Genomic DNA, 19,917 nt, shown 5'->3' on the forward strand with positions numbered 1-19,917 from the left:
GCCGACCCTCTTTGCGGGTAAGTGTCTTGCCAAGCCGGACGGCGGCAGCACTGCCAACCCCGTCAGGTCCGAAAGGAAGCAGCGGCAACAGACGTTGCCGGGTGTCCGGCCCACAAAAAACCGCAACGGTAGCCCGTTGCGGTTTTTTGCGTCCTTGCGAACTCACGCCAGCCACCGGCCCCGCAAAATGGAATTGCCGCCGCACCCAGAGAGCACAGCGGCAGTTCCGGTTCTGCTGCAATATACGGGCAGAAGCCGTACTAGTTCTGATCTTTCGCTGGCTCGTCCTCATCAACCATCACATCCACCTGATAAATACCGCGCATTTCGTCCAGGTGGGTGCGCATGGCCTTTTCCGCCAGGTCAGGATCACGCTTTTTAAGCGCTTCGTACACGCCTACGTGAGCGCGGTATGACCGTTCGCTCTGCTTGCGTACCTGCAAGGAGGCGTATAGAGGCGTGATCAGCCATCCGGCAAAGCCTTCGGCCAACAGACCGAGAAAGTTGTTGCCCATGCACTCCACAAGATAGCGGTGAAAATCAATATCCGCTTCGGCAAAAGCGCGTATTTCCGATGCATCCAGCAATCTGCGCTGGTTTTGCAGCAGCTCATCCAGGTGGGTCAACTGTTCATCTGTTATTTCAAGGGCCATGCGGCGCACCACGGCGGTTTCAAAAAAGAGCCGCAGATCGTGCAGTTGACGCCAGCCGTCAGGCGAACTGGAGTAAATCTCCAGTGTAGCCCTCATTTCGCGCAGCAGGGGCTTGAGCGTCAGGCGGCACACGCGGGCGCGCATGCCGGGTGATACCTCAATGAGGCCCATGCGCGCCAGACCGGAAAGCGCCTCGCGCACAGCAGGTCGGCCCACGCCGAACTCGTCCATCAATTCGCGCTCTGAGGGCAGCTTTTGCCCAACCTGATAAACGCCGCTCTGAATGTCATCCAGCAGGCAGCTCAGCACCTCGGTGTGCACTCTGGGCCGCTGGATACTGCGCTTTCTTCCGGCCTGTGCCTCGGCATCCATATTTTTCGAATTTTCGGTATTCATGGCGAAATTCGTTTCTCCTTGAGGTCTGCGGTACATCGCATCTTTTTGAAAAAACAAGAAGTTGTATGCATCAAAAAAGCAGTAATCCCATAAACCTTTACAAAATTTTCATAAGATATTTCCTTACCCCATGAATTTCTGTATACTTATACAAGAAGGCCGACACAAAATGCTGCGGCTGGCCGGTTACTTCCGGCGATTGCCCGCAATGCCACATTGTTGCTGGCCCAAAAACTTTTTTGCGAGCATGTTCAACTGAGGCTGCCCCGCGCCGACAGGCGCACTTTTTACACTGTCACGGCAGACAAACAGATGAAGGAGCAAGTGATGTCACGTATCAAGAACCTGCGGGAAGAAGCCCTGGCCATGCACAAGGAATATCAGGGGAAAATAGAGGTTCGGGTCAAAGCCCCTGTGCGCGATAACGACGACCTCACCCTGGCCTACTCGCCCGGCGTTGCCGAGCCTTGCATGGAAATTCATAAAGATTCCGCAATGCTTGATGTTTATACAAACCACTCCAACTTTGTCTGCGTTGTTTCCAACGGCACTGCCGTGCTGGGCCTTGGAAGCATCGGCGCTGCCGCAGCCATGCCCGTTATGGAAGGCAAATCCCTGCTGTTCAAAACCTTTGGCGATGTGGACGCCTTCCCCATCTGCGTAGACACCAAGGACACCGGCAAGATCGTGGAGCTGGTTGAACTGATGGCCCCGACCTTTGGCGGCGTGAACCTTGAAGACATCAAGGCCCCTGAATGCTTTGTCATTGAAGACACCCTGAAAAAGAACGGCATCTTCAAAGGCCCCATTTTCCATGACGACCAGCACGGCACCGCTGTTGTTACTCTGGCCGGTCTTATCAACGCTCTGAAAATTGTTGGCAAAAAACTTGATGAAGTAACCGTTGTCACCAGCGGCGCTGGCGCTGCGGGTATTGCCATCATCAAGCTGCTCATGGCCGTGGGACTCAAAAACGTCATCATGTGCGATTCCAAGGGCGCTATCTGGCAGGGCCGCCCCGAAGGCATGAATCCCTACAAGGATGAAATCGCCAAGCACACCAATCCCAACAAGATCAAGGGCGGCCTGGCCGAGGCCATCAAGGGCGCTGATGTCTTTATTGGCGTTTCCGCGCCCAATTCCCTGAACGAAGACATGATCCGCAGCATGGCCAAGGATCCCATTGTTTTTGCCCAGGCAAACCCCATCCCCGAAATCTGGCCCCTGCAGCGCGCCTTTGACGGCGGCGCAAAAGTAGTGGCAACGGGCCGCTCCGACTGCCCCAACCAGATCAACAACGTGCTGGCCTTCCCCGGCATCTTCCGGGGCGCCATTGACGTGCGCGCCACCGACATCAACGATGCCATGAAGATCGCCGCCGCCAAGGCCCTTGCCGAACTCGTCAAACCTGAAGAGCTCAGCCCCGGCATGATCATTCCTTCGACCCTGAACCCGGACGTGGCTCCTCTGGTAGCAGCCGCCACAGCCAAGGCCGCCATGGAAAGCGGCATTGCCCGCGTCCACATGAATCCTGCCGATGTGGCAGAAAACCTCAGAAAGCGTCTCGCCAAGCGCCGGGGGTAAAACTTCTGGTCGCTGGCTTTTTTGTCATCACTATTCGGGGGTCGCGCATGCAGCGCGGCCCTTTTTTCTGCCAGATGTAACGGGATCAAAATCCAGCGTCACGCAAATATTAACCACGGTCAGATTTCAACCTTAGCCAACAAAACACTCAGAGATAATACCGCCTGTTTGATCACTCGTTCTGTCGATAATACAGCATTTTAAGAAGTGATACCACGCAATATGCCTGTGGGCAATTACCTGCTGTGAGCCTTTGCATGTCAAAACCGTTCAGTCTATTGACTGGTTGCTCAACCTATAAAAAAATATCATTTCTGTAAAGACCCCTGACGCAAATTTGCAACTGGTCTGGCATATTCGCCCTGTTTTGCCCAACATACCATCGCGGTATTTAAATAGTTTTTTTTACTCAGCAAGACATGAAAAAAAATAAAAAAGGCGCCCTCAGCCGAAGCCAGGACGCCCTGTTTTCCATATCTATGGAGGGGCTGAAACACAGACAGCATGTCTGCGAAAACTGTGTGTTGGCTGTAATTCCCAAAGCAATGCAGGCAAAAATGCTTGCCCCCTTCCCTGCCCCAAAAACTAATTAATGGCCGGTGATGCCATATTTTTTGAGCTTGTATTGCAGCAGGCTTTTTGAAATTCCAAGATATTCTGCCGCCTTGACTTGCACAAGCTCCGCCCTCACCAGGGCACGGCGGATAAGCGCGGCTTCAATCTTTTCAAGCGTATCAGCCAGATCAAGTTGTACGGGCAGCAGGTCCACCGCGCTTTTGAACTGCGATTCTTCATCGCGGATCTCGGCGGGCAGATTGTCCACGTCAATGACATTGCCCGGCACCAGCACAAGGCAGCTTTCCACCACGTTTTCAAGCTGGCGGATGTTGCCCGGCCACTCGTAGCCCGTGAGGTAGTTCAGCGCTTCCGTGCTGAAGGTCTTGGGCGGCATGGAATTGTCTGTGCAGACCTTTTCCACAAAGTGCGCCACAAGCAGGGGGATGTCTTCCCTGCGCTCGCGCAGGGGCGGCAGGGGAACCTGCACAACGTTAAGGCGGTAGTAGAGGTCATCGCGGAATGCCCCCTTCTCCACCAGCGCGGCAAGATCCTTGTTGGTGGCCGCCACCACGCGAATATCCACCTCAATTTCCTCGCCGCCGCCCACGCGTTCAAAACGCCGCTCCTGCAGGACGCGCAACAGTTTGACCTGAAGGTCAGGCGTGAGTTCCGCAATTTCATCCAGAAACAGCGTTCCGCTGTCCGCCTGCTCAAAGCGCCCGCGCCGCATGGCGACAGCACCGGTAAATGATCCCTTCTCATGCCCGAAAAGCTCGCTCTCAAGCACGCCGGGGTTCAGGGCCATGCAGTTCACCGACACAAAGGGCTTGTCTTTGCGGGGGCTGGTATAGTGGATGGCGCGGGCCACCAGCTCCTTGCCCGTACCGGATTCACCGGTAATGAGCACCGTGGAGCGGCTGGGCGCAGCGCGCTCAACCATCAGCAAAACGTCCCGTATGGCCCTGCTGCGGCCCACAATCTTGTGGACGCCGTAGCGGTCTTCCATAACTTCCTGCAACAACCGGTACTGGCGGTGCGCCCGTGAAAGTTCCACGGCATTGTGGATGGAAAGCAGCAGTTCGTCGTTGGAAAAAGGTTTGGTGATGTAGTCAAATGCGCCGTAGCGCATGACCTCAACAGCGCTTTCAATGGAGCCGAAGGCCGTCATGATAAGCACCGGAATGTACGGCCAGTTCTTTTTAACCCGCTCAAGCACTTCTCGCCCTGTGACCTTGGGCATTTTCATGTCGGTCACAATAACGTCCACTTCGCTTTCGTCCAGAAATGCCAGAGCGGTTTCAGGGTCGCTGATGGCCGTGACGGCATAGCCCTCGTCTTCAAGCAGGGTTTGCAACACCAGCAGATAGTTTTTTTCGTCGTCGATGATGAGAAGATGCGCTTTTTCGCTCATTATGTATCCTATGCGCCAGTTTGGGCTCTGGGCAACAGAACCCTTACCAGCGCCCCGCCCTCGGGGCCGTTTTCAAGCTTGATGACACCGCCGTGGCTTGAGATGATCGACTGCACAATGGGCAAACCAAGCCCTGTGCCGCCGTCCTTGGTAGTAAAAAATGGATCCAGCAGGTTGGGTAGCGTAGCGGGGTCAAAACCGGGGCCAGAATCAAGAAATTCAATGCAAACGTGGCCGTTGTCGTCAATGCGCCCATTTATGCGCACAACGCCCGGCCCATCCATCGCCTGCTGGCCGTTTACAAGGATATTGTAAAAAGCCCGGTACAGCAAATCCTTGTCGCCGGGTGTAAAAAGCCCACTCTCGCACTGCCGCTCAAGCGCCACGCCGCAGCGCCCCATCTCGCCTTCAAGAAAGGCCAGAACCTGATCCAGCACCACATTCACGTCCACAACGTCCTGCTTGGGCTGGCGGGGACGGGCGTAGTCCAGAAAGTCGTTGACTGTCTGCGAAAGGCGAACAGCCTCGTCATAAATCGCCCCAAGAATGCGGCGGGTGCTGGCGTCGGCCTTGTCGGTACGGCGTTGCAGCAACTCGGCGCTGGAACGGATGATACCCAGCGGATTGCGAATTTCGTGCGCGATACTGGCCACCACCCTGCCCATGCTCACCAGCCGTTCGTTACTGTGCAGCTGGTTTTCAAGAAGCCTGTTCTTGTACATGCGCGCCGCCAGCACCCGCTCCGACCTGTGGATCAGCATGAGCAGCAGGCCAAACATGATCACAGACGAAAGCAGGCACATGACAACAATGATGCCCTGAAATGTGAGCACCTGCTCATAGTCGCCCGTAATGTCCTGCGTGAGCTCCAGCGCGCCCATGATGGGCGCTTCCTCCCCTGGGTGCAGGGGTTCGCCGCGCAGGGGGTAGAGAATGCGCAGCACAAACGAGCCTTCCTGCAACGGTACACGAAAGGGAGCCTGCCAGCCAGGCATGGTCGAAATGATTTCCGACCTCGGCGCGCCGCCTTGCAGAATGTCGTCCAGATATGGCGGGGATAAACCGGCGCGGCCCAGATCTTCCTTCTTGGTGGAATACGCCACCAGACGCGAAAAATCATAAATACGCAGCCGCTCGACCGGCAAGCCGTGGATGACGGACTTCACCACCTGATCCAGCCTGTCATATTGTTCTGGCTGACGCAGGGCGATACGCCCGTAGCCCAGCAAGGTGGGCAAGGCGAACCGGCGGAATATCTGGCTGTTGAGGTTTTCCACAAGCTGCTGGGCAAAGTTCTCCTGCCGTGTAAGCAGAGTCTCTCGCGCAGAGTTGGAAATAAAGAAAGAAAGCCCCAGGCTGGTCAGCAAAATGACCACCAGCGAGAGCCAGGATAATGTGCGGGCGTAACTTGGCAACGCGCTATCCGTGTCTACGGCCTGGGCGCAGGCATCCTCGCACTGGCGGATGCAGGCTTCGTTACGCTGCTTTTTTCTGAACATGACAATGCCTTTGCGCGCGCGGCGGCTCCGGGCGGCGCGGCACTTCTGCCACCACCGCCGGGGCGCAGGGAAAACGACCGCTGCGCCCCGCCGCAAAGCCGCCGCTACGCGACAGGTTATAAAAACCCCAGGCATATCCGAAAGCCGTCGCCTGACGGCCACCGCCATTCCTGAAGCACATTTCGGCACACAGGCAAAGGGTTGCAACCAGCGCGAGATACCGTTTTTTTGCCTTTGGCAACGGCCCCGCGCCGTTCACTTGCTTAAAACTTCTGTTCCATTCTGGGTACGGCAAGGTATTCGGCCAGATCGGCTTCTTCCTGCGCATAGCCGCCAGCCCCAAGCCGCGCGTTGGCAAGGCGTTTGCCCAGCTCCACTGCGGGTTGATCCAGCGGATTGATGCCCATGAGCCAGCCCGTAAACAGGGTGGCCGCCTCAAGCAGCAGCATGAGAGAACCGGCGGCGCGGGGGCCGTTGTTGTGCATTTCCACATGCAGCAGGGGCACGCCGCTCTGGCACAGGGCCATGCGGGTTCCAAGGGCCTCGGCTTCAAGCAGGCTGCCAAAGGGCTTGGCCCGCAGCCAGGCCCACTGATCCGGCACATCCATGCCGAAATTGGGCCCCTGCGCCTGATCGCGGCTGGTCAGGAAAATGCACCCCTTGTTGCGTGGGCCGCTCAAAAACATCTGGTTGATGGAATGCTGATCCGTCACCCCGGTGGCTGGCACAGGCTGGCTGCCCTGCCCGTCCTTGCCCAGGCTTTCGGCCCAAAGCTGGGCAAACCAGTCGCCGTAGGCGGCCCATTGCGGGATGTAGCTGAAAAATATCAACTGGCTGTAGCCCTTGTCTTCCAGAGCCTTGGCCCAACAGGCCAGGGCGAACGAAGGATGTTCGGCCACCTGATCCGGATTTTGCAGCAGGGGGCGGGCAACATCGGCTGCGCCGTCCAGCAGGGCCTGCCAGTCTATGCCCAGAAAGGCCGCGGGCAAAAGCCCCACAGCAGAAAGGGCCGAATAGCGGCCGCCAAGATAATCCGGCACTTCAAGGGCGGTCAGCCCATAACGGTTGGCTTCTTCGCGCAGGTAGCCCTTGCGTTCGTCGGTGACAACGATCATCTGATCCTGCCAGCCCTCTCCCACGCTGGCCTTAAGCCAGTCGCGCACAAGAAAATACTGGGAGATGGTCTCAATGGTGCCGCCAGACTTGCTGATGCACACCACCACGGTTTCCGTGGGATTGAGCTTGCCGAGCAGGGCTTCAAAGCGCTCCGCACAGACATTGTCCGCAATCCACAGCCACGGGCCGCGGTGAGCTGGGCCGTCCTGCCCCGGCGCAAAGGCCTGCTGCATGGCCCGCGCCCCAAGGGCAGAGCCGCCGATGCCCAGCACCAGCATATGCTTGTAGGCCTTGATGCGGGGAATCAGCGGGGCCATTTCCACTTCCAGCTTGGCGCGGAAGGGCATGGAAATAAAGGGCAGCTCGCCGGATGCCAGCTCGCACTGAAGCCTCTGGGCCACTTCCGGCGCGCGCGCCTTCAGGGCCGCAGCAGAATCAGCGTCAAGGCGATGAGCATACGCTCTCGACCATTCGAGCAAATGAGGCATGGATACCTCCTGTGGTGTTGCGCCGCGTTCCTGGCGGCGCATTACAAAAGTCGCAAGGGTTTGGGAGCAAAAAAACGCCGCCGCACGGCCTTGTATGTCTGCGGACGCACACCAAACCGGCAGTGCCACAGGGCGCAGGCATCACGCGCCGCACAGGCGCGCACCTCTACCCTGTCGCCAGCACAGCCCATGCACTGCCTGCGAATGGCCCGCAAGGCCTGACGCGCGGCTTCTTCCGCCGGGGCGGGGCATTCCTCGCCCGCCAGTGTGGCAAGCCGCCAGGCCCAAAGGGGACACTCTTCATCCGCGCAGGCGCGAACCGCCTTGGCAGACGCACCCTGGCACTCCAGACAAAACTGCCGGATGGCTGTCAGAGAACCATTCTTGCCCCTGCCGGAATTTTTTGCGCGTTCTGCGTCCGTGATCATCAGGATTTGGAAGCCCCGCAGCATTTCTTGTATTTTTTGCCGCTGCCGCATGGGCAGGGATCATTACGCCCCACCTTGGGTTCCTGCCTGCGGTAGGCGTCAGGCCGCAGGGCCACGCCGTCCACATAATAAATCTTGTCGTCCTTGCGCTGAAAAAAGCTGCGCTCGCCCAACTGGCGGGGGATGCCCTCCAGTTCATAATAGGCATAAAATTCAACAACATCAAAAAGTTCGCCGTGTTCTCCGGCGGGAACATCATTTTCGGTCGCGGCAATATCAAGACGCAGCCAGGTTATATCCCTGGTCTGCTCGGCCAGCTTGTCGGCGTCCACATTTTCCCGGTAGTCGGGATGCGTGGTTTCCACAAGCCACTGATGGCGGCCAAGCACATAGGCCGAATACCGCGAACGCATGAGGCTTTCTGCGTTCTGGGGCCAGGACGCGCCTTCAATATGGGGGCCGCAGCATTGGTCCAGAGACTGGCCGCTGCCGCAGGGGCAAAGTTGAGACATGAAAATTCCGCCTTGGTTTAAGCCCTCAGGGGGCATATGCAACACAATAAGCATAGCTTATGGCAAAGCAGGCGGCAAGAGCGGCAAGGCGGGATGAATGCGGTGGGCAAAAAAAAAGCGGCATGCACAGGTGACGCGCCAAGTGCATGCCGCAGGAGACCGAACGACCTTATCTGTCTGTGACCGGAGGAGAGAGCGGCCTTGGGGGCCGCAATTGGACAAGACAGCCAGGACGAACGGCGGTATTGGTCGCACCGGCTTCTGCCGCCGGGCTTGTGATTGAGTCAAAACTCAGTTCAAGCGTGCCATTCTTTGCTTCTTGGGCGCGGGCGGTGCCAAGGGGCATGCCTTGCGCATCATAAACGGCGCAGGGCGTTCCCTTTGCGGGCGCGCGCAGACCATACAGCAGGCACCAGATGTGGCCGGATTGCGCTTGCGCGGCAGTGTCAGCATTCTGTTCCACGCGCACGATTTCTCCGCAGCCAAGGGTTGTCAACTGGCGTATGTACTTGCTGCCAAGCCTGAACACCACAACCCCGCCCAGCAGGGCCAGACCGCAGCAGCCCGCAGCCAGCACAAAGGGGTTATAGCCGGTAATGCGCCGCAAATACGAGGTGGACGCAGCCCGCATGGCGGCTTCATCGGCATGCACGACAACAGTATAGTGCTGCGTGGTGCTGGCAGCCGCACCCCTGAAGGAAACCTTCAGGCCGTAACTACCGGGTTCCGCCACGGCATCGGCGCGCACACTGCCTCGCCACATGCCGTTGCCAAACCAGTAGCCCGCAAAGAATCCTTCCAGATCATAAAAAAGGGCCGGATTTTCCGGGGTAAATTGCGCCTTGAGGTCGCTGTTGACGGGATTTTTGATGGTCAGCGGCCCGGATATGGACACGCTGCCGCCGGGCAGCAATTCGATCACATCCGCGCCAGACCTTGTAAGGCCTTGCAGGCCGTCAAGCATTCCCAGCAGGGCAAAACCCAGCAACAGGGCGCACAGGGCACCCCAATAACGCTGCCGGGCACGGGTCTGGAGGCAGTTTTGCCAACCCTGACTCTTGATGAATTCCCCCATAGGTTCCTTCCTGCCCGCCTGTGGTATGGTCATGACACACGACATGCTGCTGCTCCCGTTTATCGGCGATCAATAACAGGACACATGGACGTTTCGGCCACGTGCCAGCTTACGAGCCGCTGCCCGAGGCGCGGCAGTTCCACAAGGCTCTGAAACTCGGCGGGATATACCTGGCGCACCTTTTTGGTGAGCCAGAAGGCCCCTGCCCACGTAGGCACCGTGATGCCAAAAAACCATGCGCAGAAAACCAGTTCCGAGGCCCCAGAACTGTGGGCCGACTGATACATGCCCACAAAGATCGCGCCAACCATGACTGCGTTGGCCGCAACCCGGATTATGCTGGAATAGAGGGTCTGACGGTAACTGTTCATTGATGCTCTCCTGAGTGTGTTTGTCCACCCGAGGTGCGCCGGAGCGGGGCGAACCGCGCGGGCGCGCAGGGTGGGGGTAGGCACCCTGGGGGTTTACTTCTTGAAGATGTTGGTCTTGGACACGTTCATGATACGCATGGCCTGGGCCTTGTCGGCATTGCGGTAGGCAATGCGCATTTCATCGCCAGCGGTCCACACATAGGCCGGGTAATCCTGGGCTTCAGCAGGAATCTTGAAGGTAATCAAAGACTTCTGACGGCCAGAGTACACGGTGACGGTCTGCTGCTCCTTGTCGATAATGGGGAAGGTCTTGCCCTTGACCTTGGGATGGTCGGAGCCGACGTTCTTTTCCACATCGGTGAACTGCACGGCCAGTTCGCGCACGCTGTTGGTCTTCTGGTCATAGATAAGCACGGTGTTCTTGGCCAGGTCGATCATCAGGCGGCCGCCCACGCTGGGGGCGGGGCCCATGTCTCTGGATTCGACAGGCAGTTTGAAGGTATGCGTGCCGCCGCTGTAATGCGGGTTAAACTGATCGTGCGTCACGTCCACCACGATGGTGAGGGTTTTGGCGTTGGCATCAAAGGCCACGCAACGTCCCTGTTCCACGCCTCCGTCGAAGTTGCAGCCGGTGAGCAGTGCAACAGAGAAGGCCATCGCCAGCATAAGCATCAGGTTACGAATCTTCATGGCGGGTCTCCTTCTAGTTGGCCGCGGGCTGGTTCTTCTTGGCGGCAATTTCCGCCTTGGCGCCCTGTACCATCTTGACGGTTATGTAAAGGGAGATAGCCGACACGAAGCCGAGCACGTCGATCGTAGCAGCCGGGCCAAGCAGCCAGCCCCAAGCCGGGAATTCAGCTTCAACCAGCTTGCACACAACCGAAATGAGGCAGCCGATAACGGCCAGGCCGAACACGAAGCGGATGCCGTAACCCTTTACATACTTGGTGGCGACAACGCCGATCTGCGCGCCGATGGCCGCACCGCACAGCATGATGAGAGCGGCAAGCAGTTCCACGCGGCCCTTGTATGCGTACGAAGCCGTGCCGTAGAGACCGGAGATGGCGACTTCAAAGAGGTCCGTACCCACCGCCAGATGGGTGGGGCAGCCGACAAGATACACCAGGGCGGGCATGCGGATAAGACCGCCGCCGATGCCGAGGATACCAGCCAGCCAGCCGGTGAAGAAGCTGACGAAGATGGGCAGCCATGCGGAGCAGGTGATGTTGGCCTGCTTGAAGTGGAACACCGGAGGAATCTTGATGGCGTGCAGGCGGGAGGCCCAGTCAACGCCGGTGGCCGCGTGGTCAAGTTCCCTGTTCTGGGCCTTGGCTTCGCGTTCCTTCTTGCGGCGGGCGGCGATATCGTGAAATACAAGCCATGCCAGCAGCACAAGCAGGACAACGTACAACCAGCGCACGACCTTGTCGACGGAACCCAGGCGTTCCAGCCACATAACCATCTGCGCGCCAACTTCCACGCCCACGATGGTACCAACCAGCATGGTCAGGCCCAAGCCGTAGTCAACGTTGCCGAACTTGCCGTGCCGCATGGTGGAGATAAGCGATTTACCCGCCATCTGCGCCACATCGGTACCAATGGCAAAGGCCATGGGGAAACCAAGAATGTTCAGACCGGGGGTAACCATCCAGGCGCCGCCCATACCGAAGAAGCCACCGATAATGCCAACGCCCAAACCAAGAATGACAAGGCCCGGCCAGAAAATGAACACGCCGGAAATGGGCATCAAAATATACAACCATTCCATAACTTGCCTCCTTCCGACTACTTTTCGGACAATTCGCGGTGCTTGAGGTCAATGCCGATGTGCGTCATGACGACATCCGCCAGCCAACCCAGGATGCAACCTGTAACCGGGATGATGGCCATAGTCAGAATGGCAAAAAAGAAGTGGCTTTCATTATACATTTCAGCCCACCAGTACAATATACCGTCAAGTTTGCGCGTATCGGCGACCACCACAACGTTGGCAACCTTGCCGCCGCCAGCAGCCAAGGCCGCGCCGGGCAGTGCCGCAACCAGCAGCGCGCAACCTGTAAGCCATGTCCAGAGCCTCTGCATTCTTTTCATAACTTCCTCCACATCAAAATGTGACATCTCCACTTCAACCACTTACCCATTTTGCGATGACTCCCGCCGGGGGCAGGCACCGCCTCGTTGCCTCGAATGTGAAAGTATTAGCAAAGGCTGTGCCATTGCATAATTATTGCCTGTAATTGCGCCTTTTTTTCTATTTTTGCGCGAAAAATCTTGTCACGAAGGGCAATGTTTTTTATACTCAGCTCAAAGATTGCGCTTTTTTGCACAAAATAGGGGAGCACCATGCGCTTACACAGAACACTTCCCCAGGGCAGCTCGCTGGAGTTCACGGCATTCTTTATGAATCGCAGCCTTGCAAGCCGCATGCTGATGCTGGGTTTGCCCCTGCTGGCGCTCGTACTGCTGATTATTTTTACTGCCACGGGCAGCAGTATCGAGGCCATTCTTGATCGCGCAATTGCGCGCAACGCACAGCTTCAGTCACAGGCAATGAGCCTTGCGCTGGAACAGGCCCTGGAAGAAACGCGCAATCAGCTTCTTATTCTCGCTGCTGGCTCCATGGATCAAAAAGACATGGCCAACCGGCTCAAATTCCGCGCCAAGGCTGGCGGCTTGCGCTACAGGGAACTGGCTTTTGAGGGTTTGGCCCCTGACAACCGCTATCTGCTTGTCAACACGGGCGGAGATATCATCAATGTTCCCATGCGGCAGGCCCTTGCCAGCCCCACCGGCCCCTTCCACTCCATTGCTTCTGAACACCGCACCGGGCACGTCAGCGTTGCCCAGCCCGTGGAAGTGACCTATTCCATGGTGCCGGTTAAGGGCAGCAACCAGAATATCAACCTGCACGTGCTGCGTTTTTCCACCCCGGTTCATGATGCGGAAGGCACGTTTGCTGGCTACCTGATGCTTTCGCTGGATCTGCGGGAGCTGCGGGACATCCTGTCCACCTACTCCGGCCCCAATGCCCCCATTGCCGCATCAGGCGATGAGGGGCGTGTGCGTACACTTTTTTTTGACCGCGATGGCTGGATGCTCTTTCAGTCCGAGGTGCCGGATGCTGGCCTGGCCCAGCGCAGCCTGGGCACGGATGCCGTGCGCGCTGGCTTTATCGGCGATTTTGGCAGGCCGGGATTTAACACCGCATTCCGGCCCGGCCCTGAGCACATCAATTACTGGAACATGGTATCAGATGTGCAGGAGGGCAAGTCAGGCCAGCTTCCCCTCTCTGAAAACAGCTCCCTGTGGAGCAGCAGCCAGATGCGGGTGGAGAGGGTAAGCTACGTGCCGGTGACCTTCAGCCCGGTTTCGCAGGCAACAATCGTACTGGGCGGTCTGGCGGTACTGGACACCAGTTTTACCACCACACGCACGGGCGTGCAGCTCATGGGCATCTATGTGGGGGCCTTTGTTGGCGGCATGCTGCTTTTGGGTCTTAGCCTTTGGTGGCTGGCCCGGCAGACGGGCAGATCGCTCAATGCCGTAACGGCGGAACTTGAGCGCTGCAACGCCGAAGGGGACGACAAGAATATAGATATGCCCCAACTGCCGCGCGAACTGGAACGGCTCAAGGCTGGCATAAACACCCTGCTTGAACGCTTGCGCTTTGCCGCGGAGGCCCGCCGCCTGCGAGCTGCAGAGGATGATGCCCAGCAACAGCGCGAGCCAGTGGAAGATCTGCCGCATCCCGAAGACCTGCCCGTCAACAGCCTTATTGGCACATCACCCACCATGCTTGCCTTGTGCGACAATGTCCGCAAGGCCTCGCAGGTGATGGCAGATGTGCTGGTTGTGGGTGAAACCGGTACAGGCAAGGAGCTGGTTTCCGAGGCCATCCACAGGCTCAGTGCGCGGGCTGCGGGGCCTTTCATTACCATCAATTGCGGGGCGCTGGATGAAAACCTGCTTATGGATACGCTTTTCGGGCATGTGAAAGGCGCCTTCACCGAGGCGCGCGCGCCACGTAAAGGGGCTTTTCTGACGGCGCAGGGCGGCACGCTCATGCTGGACGAAGTGGGCAATGCGGCCCCCAAGGTGCAGCAGGCCCTGCTGCGGGCGCTCTCCACAAGACGGATCAGGCCGCTTGGCAGCGATGAAGATGTGCCTTTTGACACGCGCATCATTGCGGCGACCAATGCATCACTTATAGATGATTCGCAAAAAGGCACTTTCCGCGAGGACCTGTACTACCGGCTGGCCGTCATCACCATCAACACGCCGCCGCTGCGGGATCGCAAGACGGACATTCCCTCGCTGGCTGTCTATTTTCTTTCGGAAGCTCTCAAGGCCAAGGCAAGGCTGAAAGCCGAGGGCGGAGCACAGCCCGCTGGCGGGCTGGCTGCAATGACCGCCGCCATGCCGCAGGTCAGCAAAGGAGCCATGGCCAAACTGATGGACTACGACTGGCCCGGCAATGTGCGCGAATTGAAAAACACCCTCACGCGGGCCCTGACATTCTGCGAAGGTGGCATTCTACTTGCAGAAGATATTCAGCTTGGCGCGGCTACCCAGGCGCAAAGCGACGCCATTCCGGCAGGCCAGAGCGAAACTGCGGCAGCTCCGGCGCAGGAATCGCGCAAACCGCAGGAGGATCCTTGCGAACAGGGATTCTGCGCAACGCCCACTGCCGAAGATCCTGCACCGGCAGAAGGTCTGCCCGGCAAGTTGATCAACCCTGCTACCGCGGATATTCCCGTGCAGGCCCCTGTGGGCGAGCCTGCCCCTCAGCCGCAAAGCGAGGCCCCCGCACAACTGGATACCCTGCTGCGCGGCAAGGACTCTGCGGACAAGCTCAACCGGCGCGTCATGGAGGTCTGGCCGACCATCGCGGCCTCGGGCAGCATCAGCAGGCAGGAATATCAAGCGCTTGCCGGAAAAAACATTTCCATGCGCACGGCCCAGTACGATCTGCAACTGCTTGTGCAGTTGGGGCTTGTGCGCAAGGACGGACGCGGCCCTGCGCAGAGATATATTGTAATCGGGCAGGGACGCTAACGAGCGACATTTACGCATCAGACATTCAGCATCATCAGTTTCAGGGCATGACGAAAATCTGCGATCAAGGATATCCGTATGGCCTCTCTGCTGAAAAAACTGTTTGGCATTGCCCCCCGGGTTGGCCGCGAGGCGGCCATGGACGCCTTCAACAAGCGCTATGTTTCGTTCAAGGAACTGCTCCAGGCCAATGCAGATCTGGCCGGGGTAATGGCCGGGCTGGACGCTACCCTGCGCGGCGACAAGCACATGGAAACCAGCGAAGTGCGCAAGCAGGCCCGACGGGCCATATTTCACTGCGAGCGCATGGCCTCGACCCTCAGCGAAATGTCGGGCCAGTGCGACATATCACTGGGCAGCGCCGTACATTCCATTGCGGCGCGCATTGAGCACGAGCTGGATCAGCACACGCGCGGCGATGTGCCGCAGTTTACCCTGCCCCTCTCTGAGGTTGACGCCAGCATGGCTTACAGCGTTGGCGGCAAAAACGCCAACCTCGGCGAATTGCGCAACATGCTTGATATGCCGGTGCCGCGCGGATTTTCCATCACTATCCGGGCTTGCAGCTATTTTTTGCTGCGCACGCCGGGCCTGTTCAAAAACCTCTTCCATCTGCTGAAATCCGTTGACCCGGAAAAGCCCGCGCGGATTGCAGAAATTTCCCAGAATATTGAGCAGCTCGTGCAGGAAGCCCCCATCCCGGCAGAGGTTGAGCAAGCCCTGTTTGCAGAATGGGACACGGCTTTCGGCAAGAACGCGGATGTGGTTGTGGCCCTGCGCTCAAGCGCCATTGCCGAGGACGGCGTGCAATCCTTTGCCGGTCAGTACCGCAGTATCCTCGGCGTTACCCGCCAGGATATGCTGTCCGCCTTCAAGAAGGTGGTTGCCAGCCTGTTTTCGCCCCGCGCCCTGACCTACCGCGCCGAGCACGGCTATGATCTGGACGCTACGGGCATGGGCCTTTGCTGCGTTGAAATGGTACGGGCCAAGGCCGCTGGCGTGGCTTTTTCGCGCCATCCGGTAGACCTGCGCTCCAACGCCACTGTCATCAACGGCCTGTGGGGTCTGGGCGAAATGGTCGTGGACGGCTCGGGAACACCCGACCAGTGGCTTGTTTCCCGCGCCACCAAAAAGATCACCATGGCCACCATTGCCCATAAAACAGTGCGACTGCGCCTTGTACGCACCAAAACCGGCCTTGTGGAAAGCACGCTCGAATCCGTTCCCGATCCCCTGCGCGATGTTCCCTGCCTCAGCGATGATCAGGTGCGCAAACTGGCTGAAATGGTCATGGAGCTGGAGCGGCACTACCAGTATCCGCAGGATATGGAATGGGCAGTGGACGAAGACGACCAGATTATTTTGCTGCAAACCCGCCCCATGGGGCTGGACAGCGCCTCTGAGGAGCATTCGGCCCCGGCCCTGCGGCATCTGCGTCCGCTGCTTTCTGGCGGCGACATTGCCGCGCGGGGCGTAGGTTGCGGCCCTGTTATTCATGTGGGTGAAGGAGAGGACATGACGCACTTTCCCGAAGGGGCCGTCATGCTGCTTGCCCATTCATCGCCCAACGCCATGGCTGCCATGCGCCGCGCCTCGGCCATCATTGCTGAAACTGGCAGTCTTACCGGTCACATGGCTTCCATTTGCCGCGAATTTGGCGTGCCGACCATCATGAACCTGCCGGGCGCCAACAGTATTCTGGGCGAGGAGCAGATTGTCACCGTGGATGCGCTCACCGGCAGAATTTTTGACGGCGAAGTGCAGGAGCTGCTGGCCCTGCGGCTGGTGAAGCCACAGGCACGCCCCAGCAGCCCGGCTCTGGTGCTGTTACGGCGCATCGCACCCTACATTCTGCCGCTGCATCTGGTGGATCCGCGCGCGGAGACATTCACGCCCCGCCACTGCACATCGTTGCACGACATCATGCGCTATGTGCACGAGTTGAGCTATTCCCAGATGTTCCAGATATCCGACAGGGTTACGGACCACTGCGCAGGCGTTGCCAGCAAGCTGGTCTGCACGGTGCCGCTTGATCTGCATGTGATTGATCTGGGCGGCGGGCTGCGTAACCCGGAATCTCGCCAGACAACGCCCAACGATGTGCTGAGCGTGCCTTTCAAGTGCGTGCTGGACGGCATGCTCAATCCGGCGGTGCAGGCACGTGGGCCACGGCCTGTAAACATGCGCGGTTTTCTTTCGGTCATGGGGCAAACCGCCATTGGCTGCAATGAGGAGGGCTGTTCACGCTTTGGCCAGCGCAGCTATGCCATAGTTTCCGACCGCTATCTCAATTTTTCGTCCCGCGTGGGCTACCACTATGCCATTCTTGACTGCTGGTGCGGCGAAACCCTGAGCAAGAACTACATCCGCTTTGAATTTGCCGGGGGCGCTGCCGCCAACGCCCAGCGCGTAAGGCGTGTGCAGTGCATAGGCCTGATCCTCAAAGAGCTGGGCTTTACCGTTGAGATAACGGGTGATAGACTGCGGGCACGTTACCAGAAATACCCCAGGCATGAGCTGTGCGCGCGCCTGGATCAACTGGGACGACTCCTGATAATGACCCGCCAGATGGACATGCTCATGGTGGACGATGCAGCAGTGCAATCCTACGCCACCAAGTTCCTGAATGGCGAATATCATTAGCCGCACACCCTTTGCGGGGGTGGACCCGGCCCCGCACGGCGGCCTGGGCCAACGCGGCGCAACACGATTGAGGCCCCATGCCGCCCCTAGCCGCATCGCCTGCGCAAACTCCGGAAGGCGCTGCCTTCCCTGACCCGCCGCAGACGTTATTAAGCCGTGATTTTGTTCTGCTGTTCTGCATGACCATGTGCTGCAACAGCTTTGTGGCCGTTTTTTACTGCTTTGAGCAATGGCTCGAAGGCCTCTCTGTCAGCCCCAACTGGCGGGGAGTGCTGCTCTCTTCCATGTTTGTCATGGTTCTGATTTTCAGGCAGGTGGCAAGCGTGGTTCTGTTGCGCCGTGGCAAACTCCTGCCCATGGGCATTGCCATCATCATTTCAAGCGGCGTCATGCTGGCCTACCCTTATGTGGGCGGCCCCCATATCATTGAGCTGATTCTGCTTTTGCGCGTGGTGCAGGGCATTGCCCTTGCCGTGTTCTCCTGCTGCACGGTGTCCGTGCTGGTGAGCTGCATACCCAAGGGCCAAAGCGCGCGCGGCTTTGCCATTTTTTCGCTCACCCTGCTGCTGCCCTACTCCATCATTCCGGCTGTGGGGGAACAGATACTTGCCCTGCTTGGGGGCGAACCGCACCTCTTTGCCTTCACGGCCCTGCTGGGCATTCCCTCCCTGCTTATGCTGGTGCCGCTGGCGCCACGCCTGCGCAAGCCAGAAATGGCCCAGGAAGCAGAAGGCGGCATGTCTGGTCGGGAACTGTGGCATGCGGTGAGCCATTCCGGCCTGTTCTTTGTGTATATGGCCTGCATGACATTCAGCATCATGACCGTACTGGCCATCTTTTTCATGAAAGGGTTATGCTCCATCACCGGCGCGCACCCGGCGTGGTTTTTCAGCACCTATACGCTCACCATCATTCTTGTGCGTCTGGTGGGCAGCAACAGGCTTGATACGCTGCCGCGCCACAGGATTACCATTTTGTGCAGCGTTCTATTGGTCTGCTGCATGCTGGGGCTGGCCTGGGGGCCGCTGTGGGCCTTCATTCCCCTCACCTTCCTGTACGGGTTGGGTCTGGGGCTGCTCTACCCCCTGCTGGCGGCCATGGTCTATGACCGCTCCACACCCACCACCCGTTCCATCAACTCCAATGTGATGATGGCCACCTTCGATTCCAGCGGCATCTTTGCCCCCATAATCGGCGGGCTGGTCATGTACGAGGGCTTCGGTTACCGGGGTGTTTTTGTGGCCACGGCAGTTTCCATCGGTCTGTGCGGCCTTTCCATGGTGGCTGACAAGCTGCGCGTTGCCCACTGGCAACGGCAGGGCCGCCACATAGCCTAGGCTCCAGACTCTGCAAGCGCGTGGCAAGAATCCGGTCAACAGCAGCCATGCGCTGACGAACGTAAATGTCGCTTTTGACAAAAATGCAATAATATATCATTTCAGTTTCTGGTTCAAAAAACGTTAATATTCTGAACCAGAAATATGGGAGAAATGATGAAAAACCTGATTCTTGTGGCGGCCTGCACGGTTCTGCTCGCAGCCGCCCCCGCGCTTGCACATGGCCCGCATGAACATGGCGCGGCCCGCCTGGACGTGGCTGTGGAAGGCAATATTGTAGAAATCAGCCTTGAAAGCCCCCTTGCCAACGCCCTGCCCTTTGAACACGCCCCACGGGATGCGGCCCAGCGGCAGGCAGTGCAGAACATGGCGGCGACCTTGCATAAGGCGGAAAATATTTTTGTTTTTCCTGCCGAGGCCCAGTGCCGCATCAAAAAGGTAACACTGGAATCCGAAGCCCTGCCCGAGGCCCTGCTGGCAGCAAAGACAGCCGCGCAGCCGGAACAGGCGCAAGCATCAAAGCAGAACGCGTCTGCCGCCCCCGCTGTTGAACCCAAGGCGCATGCAGACCATGACGAACATGCCGGGCACGATGAACACGGCGGTCATGCGGATATGGACGCGTCCTTTACTTTTGAATGCGCCCAGCCTGAAGCCCTGCATGGCATGGACGTGCGTCTTTTCTCCGCATGGCCAGCCCTGCATGAACTGCGCGTGCAGATAGTCAGCCCCACTGGGCAGCATGCCGCCGAACTGAACGAACAGGCCCACACCCTCAAGTGGTAAGTCCC

17 protein-coding genes and 1 other RNA gene are annotated in these 19,917 nt (G+C 58.4%); 6 read left to right on the top strand and 12 right to left on the bottom strand.

Features of this window, described 5'->3' with window-relative positions; translation table 11 throughout:
* The first annotated feature begins 30 nt into the window (after nucleotides 1-30).
* An RNA gene (gene ffs / locus ACUZ9Q_RS10050) (signal recognition particle sRNA small type) lies at nucleotides 31-116 on the top strand.
* A 144-nt stretch (nucleotides 117-260) separates the two neighbouring features.
* Here the strand turns inward: ffs and ACUZ9Q_RS10055 are convergent.
* The gene (locus ACUZ9Q_RS10055; protein WP_225529982.1) at nucleotides 261-1,049 is read right to left on the bottom strand and encodes an FCD domain-containing protein; all 789 of its coding nucleotides are present in this window, start codon (nucleotides 1,047-1,049) and stop codon (nucleotides 261-263) included.
* A gap of 327 nt (nucleotides 1,050-1,376) precedes the next feature.
* Between ACUZ9Q_RS10055 and ACUZ9Q_RS10060 the strand changes: the two genes are divergently transcribed.
* Nucleotides 1,377-2,633 (top strand): NAD(P)-dependent malic enzyme, encoded by a 1,257-nt coding sequence (locus ACUZ9Q_RS10060; protein ID WP_192112862.1) that lies wholly within the window; start codon nucleotides 1,377-1,379, stop codon nucleotides 2,631-2,633.
* Between the two features lie 589 nt (nucleotides 2,634-3,222).
* Here ACUZ9Q_RS10060 and ACUZ9Q_RS10065 read toward each other — a convergent pair.
* The 11 genes from ACUZ9Q_RS10065 to ACUZ9Q_RS10115 all read right to left on the bottom strand — a co-directional run bounded on the left by ACUZ9Q_RS10065 (nucleotide 3,223) and on the right by ACUZ9Q_RS10115 (nucleotide 12,182).
* Nucleotides 3,223-4,602, bottom strand: a complete 1,380-nt coding sequence (locus ACUZ9Q_RS10065) for a sigma-54-dependent transcriptional regulator (RefSeq protein ID WP_192112861.1) — start codon at nucleotides 4,600-4,602, stop codon at nucleotides 3,223-3,225.
* 8 nt (nucleotides 4,603-4,610) lie between these two features.
* Nucleotides 4,611-6,101, bottom strand: a complete 1,491-nt coding sequence (locus tag ACUZ9Q_RS10070) for a sensor histidine kinase (RefSeq protein ID WP_192112860.1) — start codon at nucleotides 6,099-6,101, stop codon at nucleotides 4,611-4,613.
* Nucleotides 6,079-6,429: a hypothetical protein gene (locus ACUZ9Q_RS10075; protein WP_449247809.1), complete on the bottom strand. Its 351-nt coding sequence runs from the start codon at nucleotides 6,427-6,429 to the stop codon at nucleotides 6,079-6,081. Before ACUZ9Q_RS10075 ends, ACUZ9Q_RS10070 begins: the two co-directional genes overlap by 23 nt.
* A complete protein-coding gene (locus tag ACUZ9Q_RS10080) occupies nucleotides 6,365-7,705 on the bottom strand; it encodes a glucose-6-phosphate isomerase (protein ID WP_192112859.1) in 1,341 nt (446 codons plus the stop codon). Before ACUZ9Q_RS10080 ends, ACUZ9Q_RS10075 begins: the two co-directional genes overlap by 65 nt.
* Before the next feature lie 41 nt (nucleotides 7,706-7,746).
* Nucleotides 7,747-8,133: a hypothetical protein gene (locus ACUZ9Q_RS10085; RefSeq protein WP_192112858.1), complete on the bottom strand. Its 387-nt coding sequence runs from the start codon at nucleotides 8,131-8,133 to the stop codon at nucleotides 7,747-7,749.
* Nucleotides 8,133-8,645, bottom strand: a complete 513-nt coding sequence (locus ACUZ9Q_RS10090; protein ID WP_022658268.1) for a YchJ family protein — start codon at nucleotides 8,643-8,645, stop codon at nucleotides 8,133-8,135. Before ACUZ9Q_RS10090 ends, ACUZ9Q_RS10085 begins: the two co-directional genes overlap by 1 nt.
* A 169-nt stretch (nucleotides 8,646-8,814) precedes the next feature.
* Nucleotides 8,815-9,720 carry a hypothetical protein gene (locus ACUZ9Q_RS10095; RefSeq protein WP_323390981.1) on the bottom strand — a complete coding sequence of 302 codons (906 nt, stop codon included), beginning with the start codon at nucleotides 9,718-9,720 and terminating at the stop codon, nucleotides 8,815-8,817.
* Between the two features lie 59 nt (nucleotides 9,721-9,779).
* Nucleotides 9,780-10,091 (bottom strand): hypothetical protein, encoded by a 312-nt coding sequence (locus ACUZ9Q_RS10100; protein WP_192112856.1) that lies wholly within the window; start codon nucleotides 10,089-10,091, stop codon nucleotides 9,780-9,782.
* Nucleotides 10,092-10,184: 93 nt separating this feature from the next.
* Nucleotides 10,185-10,781, bottom strand: coding sequence for a DUF4881 domain-containing protein (locus tag ACUZ9Q_RS10105; protein WP_192112855.1), 597 nt, complete (start codon nucleotides 10,779-10,781; stop codon nucleotides 10,185-10,187).
* A gap of 13 nt (nucleotides 10,782-10,794) precedes the next feature.
* A complete protein-coding gene (locus tag ACUZ9Q_RS10110) occupies nucleotides 10,795-11,859 on the bottom strand; it encodes a sulfite exporter TauE/SafE family protein (protein WP_215647828.1) in 1,065 nt (354 codons plus the stop codon).
* Between the two features lie 17 nt (nucleotides 11,860-11,876).
* Nucleotides 11,877-12,182, bottom strand: a complete 306-nt coding sequence (locus tag ACUZ9Q_RS10115; protein ID WP_192112853.1) for a DVU0150 family protein — start codon at nucleotides 12,180-12,182, stop codon at nucleotides 11,877-11,879.
* 252 nt (nucleotides 12,183-12,434) lie between these two features.
* Between ACUZ9Q_RS10115 and ACUZ9Q_RS10120 the strand changes: the two genes are divergently transcribed.
* The 4 genes from ACUZ9Q_RS10120 (at nucleotide 12,435) to ACUZ9Q_RS10135 (ending at nucleotide 19,912) form a co-directional block, all read left to right on the top strand.
* Complete coding sequence (locus tag ACUZ9Q_RS10120; RefSeq protein ID WP_449247810.1) at nucleotides 12,435-15,146, top strand: sigma 54-interacting transcriptional regulator; 2,712 nt, start codon at nucleotides 12,435-12,437, stop codon at nucleotides 15,144-15,146.
* Between the two features lie 78 nt (nucleotides 15,147-15,224).
* On the top strand, nucleotides 15,225-17,789 hold the full coding sequence (locus ACUZ9Q_RS10125) for a PEP/pyruvate-binding domain-containing protein (protein WP_449247811.1): 2,565 nt from the start codon (nucleotides 15,225-15,227) through the stop codon (nucleotides 17,787-17,789).
* A gap of 77 nt (nucleotides 17,790-17,866) precedes the next feature.
* A complete protein-coding gene (locus ACUZ9Q_RS10130; RefSeq protein ID WP_308585330.1) occupies nucleotides 17,867-19,126 on the top strand; it encodes an MFS transporter in 1,260 nt (419 codons plus the stop codon).
* A gap of 156 nt (nucleotides 19,127-19,282) precedes the next feature.
* Entirely contained in the window at nucleotides 19,283-19,912 is a 630-nt protein-coding gene (locus ACUZ9Q_RS10135) for a DUF2796 domain-containing protein (RefSeq protein WP_449247812.1), read from the top strand.
* Nucleotides 19,913-19,917 lie beyond the last annotated feature (5 nt).

The organism is Desulfovibrio desulfopostgatei, assembly GCF_053570645.1.